The sequence below is a fragment of the Achromobacter sp. genome, from assembly GCF_049647645.1.
Taxonomy (GTDB): domain Bacteria; phylum Pseudomonadota; class Gammaproteobacteria; order Burkholderiales; family Burkholderiaceae_B; genus Achromobacter.
The window spans coordinates 1-6725 of sequence record NZ_JBARYB010000071.1; the positions used below are offsets into that span (position 1 = coordinate 1).

General features: G+C 61.1%; 6 protein-coding genes and 1 pseudogene. All 7 read left to right on the forward strand.

Annotation, left to right across the window (positions count from 1 at the left end; genetic code table 11):
• Positions 1-2 precede the first annotated feature (2 nt).
• Complete coding sequence (phbB, locus tag WBB14_RS08510) at positions 3-722, forward strand: acetoacetyl-CoA reductase (protein ID WP_424239437.1); 720 nt, start codon at positions 3-5, stop codon at positions 720-722.
• A gap of 80 nt (positions 723-802) precedes the next feature.
• Complete coding sequence (locus tag WBB14_RS08515) at positions 803-1267, forward strand: universal stress protein (protein WP_424239438.1); 465 nt, start codon at positions 803-805, stop codon at positions 1265-1267.
• Positions 1219-2220 (forward strand): annotated as a pseudogene (locus WBB14_RS08520) (bifunctional enoyl-CoA hydratase/phosphate acetyltransferase); the annotation flags it as partial. The gene WBB14_RS08515 and the pseudogene WBB14_RS08520, both read left to right, overlap by 49 nt.
• 49 nt (positions 2221-2269) lie before the next feature.
• Positions 2270-3022 carry an SDR family NAD(P)-dependent oxidoreductase gene (locus WBB14_RS08525; protein WP_021249559.1) on the forward strand — a complete coding sequence of 251 codons (753 nt, stop codon included), beginning with the start codon at positions 2270-2272 and terminating at the stop codon, positions 3020-3022.
• Between the two features lie 56 nt (positions 3023-3078).
• Positions 3079-5088 carry an esterase/lipase family protein gene (locus WBB14_RS08530; protein WP_226466825.1) on the forward strand — a complete coding sequence of 670 codons (2010 nt, stop codon included), beginning with the start codon at positions 3079-3081 and terminating at the stop codon, positions 5086-5088.
• A gap of 194 nt (positions 5089-5282) precedes the next feature.
• Positions 5283-6209: a LysR substrate-binding domain-containing protein gene (locus tag WBB14_RS08535; protein ID WP_021249561.1), complete on the forward strand. Its 927-nt coding sequence runs from the start codon at positions 5283-5285 to the stop codon at positions 6207-6209.
• A 13-nt stretch (positions 6210-6222) separates the two neighbouring features.
• The gene (locus WBB14_RS08540; RefSeq protein ID WP_226466823.1) at positions 6223-6450 is read left to right on the forward strand and encodes an EexN family lipoprotein; all 228 of its coding nucleotides are present in this window, start codon (positions 6223-6225) and stop codon (positions 6448-6450) included.
• The last annotated feature ends 275 nt before the right edge of the window (positions 6451-6725 follow it).

The following is a 6725-nucleotide window of genomic DNA, read 5'->3' on the forward strand; positions in this document are numbered from 1 at the left end:
TGGTGACCGGAGGCAACCGGGGACTGGGCGCTGCGATCGCCCGTTCCCTGCACGATGCCGGCCACCGCGTGATCGTCACGCATACGCCAGGCAACCCCACGATTGACCAGTGGCAGCACACGCAGGCGGCGCAGGGCTACGGATTTGCGGCCTACGGGGTGGATGTGTCCGACTACGAGTCGGCGCAGGAGCTGGCGCGGCGCATTCATGTCGATGGACATCGTATTGACATCCTGGTGAACAACGCCGGTATCACCCGCGACGCGACCTTGCGCAAGATGGACAAGGTCGGCTGGGATGCCGTACTGCGTACCAACCTGGATTCCATGTTCAACGTCACCAAGCCGTTCATCGATCCGATGGTCGAGCGTGGCTGGGGTCGCATCATCAACGTCTCGTCGATCAATGGCAGCAAGGGCCAGTTCGGGCAGACCAACTATTCGGCGGCCAAGGCCGGGGTCCATGGCTTTACCAAGGCGCTGGCGCTGGAAGTGGCGCGCAAGGGCGTGACGGTCAATACCGTCTCGCCGGGTTATCTGGCCACCGAGATGGTGATGGCGGTGCGTGAGGATGTGCGCCAGAAGATCACCGATGCGATTCCGGTCGGGCGCCTCGGTCAGCCAGCCGAGATTGCGGAGCTTGTCGCCTTCATCGCCAGCGAAGCCGCCGCCTTCATGACTGGTAGCAACGTCGCCATGAATGGTGGCCAGCACATGTATTGAGCGGCCATGGAATCCGCGCCACAAGCAATCAATTTCTGACGCTGCAATCCCCAAGACCAATCGACTTCGGACGGAATGCCATGTATTCACGACTCCTGGTGCCGCTGGACGGCAGTCCCACATCGCTTCTGGCCCTCGATCATGCCCGCGCTTTGGCCCATCTGAGTGGCGGCGCGGTGATCCTGCTGCATGTCGTCGAGCCGACCCGACACAGCACGGGTTTCGAACGTCCGAAGGTCTACATCGAGGACGTCCGTCCGCGCTTCATGGCGGCTGGACAGGCCTTGCTGGATGAGGCCGCCAACGGATTGCGTCAGGACGGACTTGCCGTGGAGACGGTGCTTCTTGAAAGCGGTGCCGAGCGCGTGTCGGAACAAATCGCCAAGCAGGCCGAGGCAAGTGCGTGTGATCTGGTCATCCTGGGCACCCACGGGCGTCGCGGCGTGGATCGGCTGCTGCTCGGCAGCGACGCGGAGCAGATCGCGCGCATCGCGCCGGTTCCCGTGATGCTGGTACGCCAACCGCACCGCAAAGGAATCACATGAACGAACAAACTTCTGAACACGTTAGTGCCGTTGCTCCCAGTGGTGTCGCGCGTCTCATCGCCCATGTCAAAGCCATGGCCCCGGTGCGCACTGCCGTCGTGCACCCCTGCGACGCGCTCAGCCTGGGCGGTGCACTGGACGCACGCGATGCCGGCATCATCACGCCAGTGCTGGTGGCGCCGCTTGCCAAGCTGCGCGCCGTTGCAGCCGATTTCGGGCTGGATCTGGGGGACAGTGAGATCGTTGATGTGCCGCACAGCCACGCTGCCGCGGCCACCGCCGCCCGGCTGGCTGGCAAGGGCGAGGTGCAGGCACTGATGAAAGGCAGCTTGCACAGCGACGAGTACCTGGGCGCCATTCTGGCCCCCGAGGCTGGCCTGCGCACCGAGCGCCGCTTGACGCACTGCTACATCATGCAGACGGCCAGCTACCCCCGGCCCTTCATCCTCACCGACGCCGCCATCAACATCGCTCCGTCGCTTGAGGACAAGGCCGATATCGTGCGCAACGCCATCGATCTGGCACACGTCATCGGTGTGCCCGAACCCAAAGTCGCCATCCTGGCGGCGGTGGAAACGGTGAACCCTCGCATGCGCTCGACGCTGGATGCGGCAGCCCTGTGCAAGATGGCCGATCGCGGCCAGATCACAGGCGGCCTAGTCGACGGGCCGCTGGCCTTCGACAACGCAGTCTCGCCCGAGGCCGCGCAAGTCAAGGGCATCCGGTCGGCCGTGGCAGGGCAGGCTGACGTGCTTGTTGTGCCTGATCTGGAAAGCGGCAACATGCTGGCCAAGCAGCTTGAGTTCCTGGGCGGTGCCGAGAGCGCCGGCATCGTCATGGGCGCGCGTGTGCCCATCGTGCTCACCAGCCGCTCCGACTCGCGCACCACGCGCCTGGCATCCTGCGCCATTGCACTCATGCTGGCCGAACGCAGGCGCGCCGCGCCGCCGTGAGGCGCTTGCGCCACCGATTCAACCCGCATTTCAAAATGGAGTCTTCACCATGAAATACAGCTTCAAGGGCAACAGCGCCATCGTCAGCGGCGGTGGCTCCGGCATCGGCGAGGCGACGGCCCGTCTGCTGGCCGCCAACGGCGTGCAGGTTGTTGTCTCCGACATCGACCTTGAGGCCGCACGGCGCGTGGTGGAGGCCATCGACGCCGCCGGCGGCCGCGCCGTGGCGCACGCCGGCAACACCGCCCGTCCCGACGACGCACAAGCAGCGGTGCAGTGCGCACTCGAACATTTCGGCGCCCTGGATCTGGCATTCAACAATGCCGGTATCAGCGGTACGCTCAAACCTGCGGGAGAACTGGCGGCGGACGAGTGGCAGCACGTCATCGACGTCAATCTCTCTGGTGTTCAATATGCCCTGCGGGCGCAGATTCCGGCCATGCTGGCCGCCGGTGGTGGTGCCATCGTCAACATGTCGTCCATCCTCGGCCTGGTTGGCAGCGCCACCGCCCCAGCCTACGTCGCCGCCAAGCACGGTGTCACCGGCCTCACGCGTTCAGCGGCGCTGGCCTACGCGGCGCAGGGCATCCGCATCAACTCCATCCACCCGGGCTATATCGATACGCCGCTGCTCAAAGTGTTGGACGAGGCGACGTTGGCGGCGCTCAAGGGCATGCACGCAATCGGGCGCCTGGGCCAGTCCGAAGAGATCGCCCACGCTGCCTGCTTCCTGCTCTCCGAGGGCGCCAACTACATGTGCGGCAGCGCGCTGGTGGTCGATGGCGGCTATACCGCCGCTTGAAATTACGGTCGCGGCTGAGGTCGGCAACGCCGGTGCAGCATCAAGGTGTGAGACAGGTGGCCTTTGCATTCTCTTTGCGGTGGTCGATCGTGATCGTTGCCGTGTTCGCACTTGGCGGCTGCGCGATTGTCAGCGAGTTCAAGCCCTCTGTGACTGTACGCGCAATGGCACCGGATGAATACGTTGCGCTACGGCGGGGCGATGTCCTCGGCACGGGAAAACTGAGTGCGTTGACTGTGCAGGCCCTCCGCGTCGCCGAAATTGATGAACGGGCCTGCGCAAAGAGCACCTCACTTGCTTGTATTGCGGCGATAGCCGCGGTCAAGGACATGGACGAAGAGACTAGGACATCGGCTCTGGCTGAGCTTTGGTTGCAGCATGCCGTGTCCATTTCAATTTCGGCTCCTTACACCGAATCCTCCTCCACTTCAGCTTGGATCGAGACGGCACGGTATGCGTATGCCTATCTCTTCTTTACCAGGCGCGCACCCGGCGAACGCGCGTTTGAGGAGCGGCAGACGCAGGTGCGCGACTGGTACAACTACGCAGTACAAAAAACGGTCGCACAGCTGTTTGGCGTACGCCAAGGGAAACCGGATGCGAAGGCTGTCAAGGCCAAAGGTGTGCTGCGTTTGGGTGATTGGACTTTGCGAGTTGACCTGAATGCTCGCCTGCCGAACGGCGCGGCAATGCCGCGCGAGTTGTTGCCTGCCAGCGCGCTGAGATTCCAAGGTCTGCGCGGCATCTACCGTAGGGATGGCCTTGGCGCTGAACTGGTGGCCGTAACCGATGCCCAGTCGTTGACCAATCAAAACGGGTTACCCACCGGAGATGATTTTTCGACGAAATCCAACGCCTGGAACGAAATGCCCACCCCCAACGTGACGGTAGTGCTCCGCTTCGACGTGCGCTCTATGGAGGAGCTGCTGGCCTCGCACGAACTCGTCGTTGCGGTATATGACCCGCTGGCGCAAGACTATTTGTCGCTCCATGGGCAACGCGTTCCGCTGGCTGGCAATTTCACAGCTGGCTATGGTCTGTGGCTGGCACGCTCGGAGTTCAATCGGCAATCGTTGTTGGGTCTGCTTGGGCGTGACCGTGGAATCGATCAGCCGCGCCTGTATCTGATGCAGCCATTCGATCCACAGCGGCGCATCATCGTGATGCTGCATGGACTGGCGAGCAGCCCCGAGGCTTGGGTCAACCTGGCCAATGAACTTCTGGCCGACGAAGAACTGCGGTGCGCCTTCCAAGTCTGGCAGGTCTATTACCCCACGAACATGCCGCTGCCAGCCAATCATGCGGCAATCCGACAAGTTCTGCTGGCCGCTTTGCATCACTTCGACCCGGAGGATAAAACCGCAGCTTCACACGGGCTAGTGTTGGTTGGGCACAGCATGGGCGGAGTGCTCGCGCGGTTGATGGTCTCCACGTCGGATCAGCAATTGTTGAAATGGGCCGAATCGGATCCGAGGATCGATCTGAATCGTCTTGGCAAGAGCCGCGCCAAAATTGACCCTCTCCTGCAATTTCAGCCATTTCGAGGTGTTGAGCGGGTGATATTCATCGCCACGCCCCACCGTGGAACCGTGGTTGCCGGCCAAGGGTTTGGGCGCTGGGTAGCCGGATTGGTCCGCTTGCCGCTGACGCTGCTGGAAGCGCTCGCTGGCGCCATTCCGGCTCGCGCCTACACCATGGGAACAACCCAGGAAACGCTCCTGGAGCGCATTCCCAACAGCATTGATCAACTCGACGAAAAGGATCCTTTTGTCAAAGCCGCAGCGGAGCTTCCTATCTCGGGTCGGGTGTTATATCACTCGATTATCGCCAGGCAGAACACCGATGGTTCTCTTGCGGACTCCGACGACGGCCTGGTTCCGTACAGAAGTGCCCATTTGGAGGGGGCCGCCTCGGAAAGAATCATCGTGTCCGGGCACAGCGTGCAGGAGACCGCTGCTTCAATCGCGGAGATCACGCGAATCCTGCGTGAAGACATTGCAAGGCATCAGCTGACAACCGCAGACCTCCCTCCCGCCGAAAGGAGGGGGACTTGCCTCGCCTATTGATCGATTCAGTCATTGTCTTTTGATAATTTAGTGAGTAACATATCACTAGCTTTTGCAATTCGGATTGGACTGCTTGCATCGCAACCGGGACATTTTCGGTTCGGAGGACAGCGTCCCTGGTGTGCTCATATGAATGAAGCATCAGACCGCACCCCATAGAACATGGACGATCTGAAACGCTAGGAAGGGCATAAGTGGAATTGCGCCAACTTCGATGTTTCATCGCTGTCGCGGAGGAGCTTCATTTCGCTCGTGCCGCTGAACGGCTACACATCGACCAATCGCCGCTGTCTCGCACCATCAAGGAACTGGAGGAAGAACTTGGTGCGCGCCTGTTCGTTCGCACTACCCGCAGCACGCAACTGACCCGTGCAGGTCGATTGCTCTTGGAACACGTACCGCGCATCTTTACTGCGCTGGAACAAGCCCGCGATAGCGTCAGGTCTGCCTCCAATGGCTATCACGGGCAATTGCGCATTGCCTTGTCCGATGGCATCACGCCATCACGCTTGCCGGCGCTGCTTGCGCAGTGCCGCGAAGAAGACCCCGAGGTCGAGGTTCGATTATTCGAGGTTCCGCTTGCCCAGCAGATCAAAGGCTTGCACGATGACCTATACGATGCCGGCTTTTCGATGGCCGATGATGTGGGCGATGGCATCGTGGCCACATCTGCCTGGGAGGACGAATTGATGGTCGCAGTACCTGCTCGCCATCCCGTGCTCTCCTTCAGGCAGGTTCCGCTGGAGGAAGTGCTGCACTATCCGCTGGTGTTGGGCGATCCGGCAATCTGCGAAGGCCATGCGCGTCAGGTCGAGCGCATCCTGCGCAGGCACGAGCAGGAGCCGCTGATAGTCCAGCACGTTTCCACCTTTGACCTCATGATGACTCTGGTTTCCGCCGGGTTGGCCTTGGGCCTGGCTGGCGCGGCGCACATCAGCTCCAGTCGCGAGCTTGGTGTTGTGGCTCGACCCTTGGCGGGTAAACCGCCGATGCTGACAACCTATCTGCTGCGTCGTGATGCGGAGACTCCTGAGATGTTGACCCGGTTCATTGAACGAGTGGCCTTCATTGACTCGGCAGGTAATCTGAGCAATGCCAAAAATTCCCGACCCACCCGATGAAAGGATTGGAACCATGAATAAGGTGATGCTGCTGATGCTGGCTGCCACACTGACTGCATGTGGACCCTCTCAACTTTCAGAAACGGTAGACGCGCTTACAGCCAATCCCGAACACATCAAGGAGATTCAACGGCTGTGCAAGGAAGATCGCGCGAAGGTCGATGATGAACTTTGCCGACGCGCCGCAGAAGCCGCCAAGCGGCGTTTCTACGGTGATCGGCCGGAGCAGAAACCCAGGTAGTCACCCGCGCAGTCGCTTCGCTTTGGAAAAATCCTTCCGTTACCTCGCCACGCTGAAATGCGCTCGTGGTTGCAACGCCTTTCTTCCCCTCGCTACAGCAGGAACTCCTGCTTTTTTAGCCTCAATTCCTGCCATAACGGCCTTTGACCGACACTGATCCGGCACCGATCCTGACGCCTGCGGCACGTCCTTGTGCCGCTCTTTCCATGGGGAAGCAGCGCAGGAGAAATCGGAGGCCCGGTCATGCAAGGAACGAACGTGCTGTTCGGTCAGAT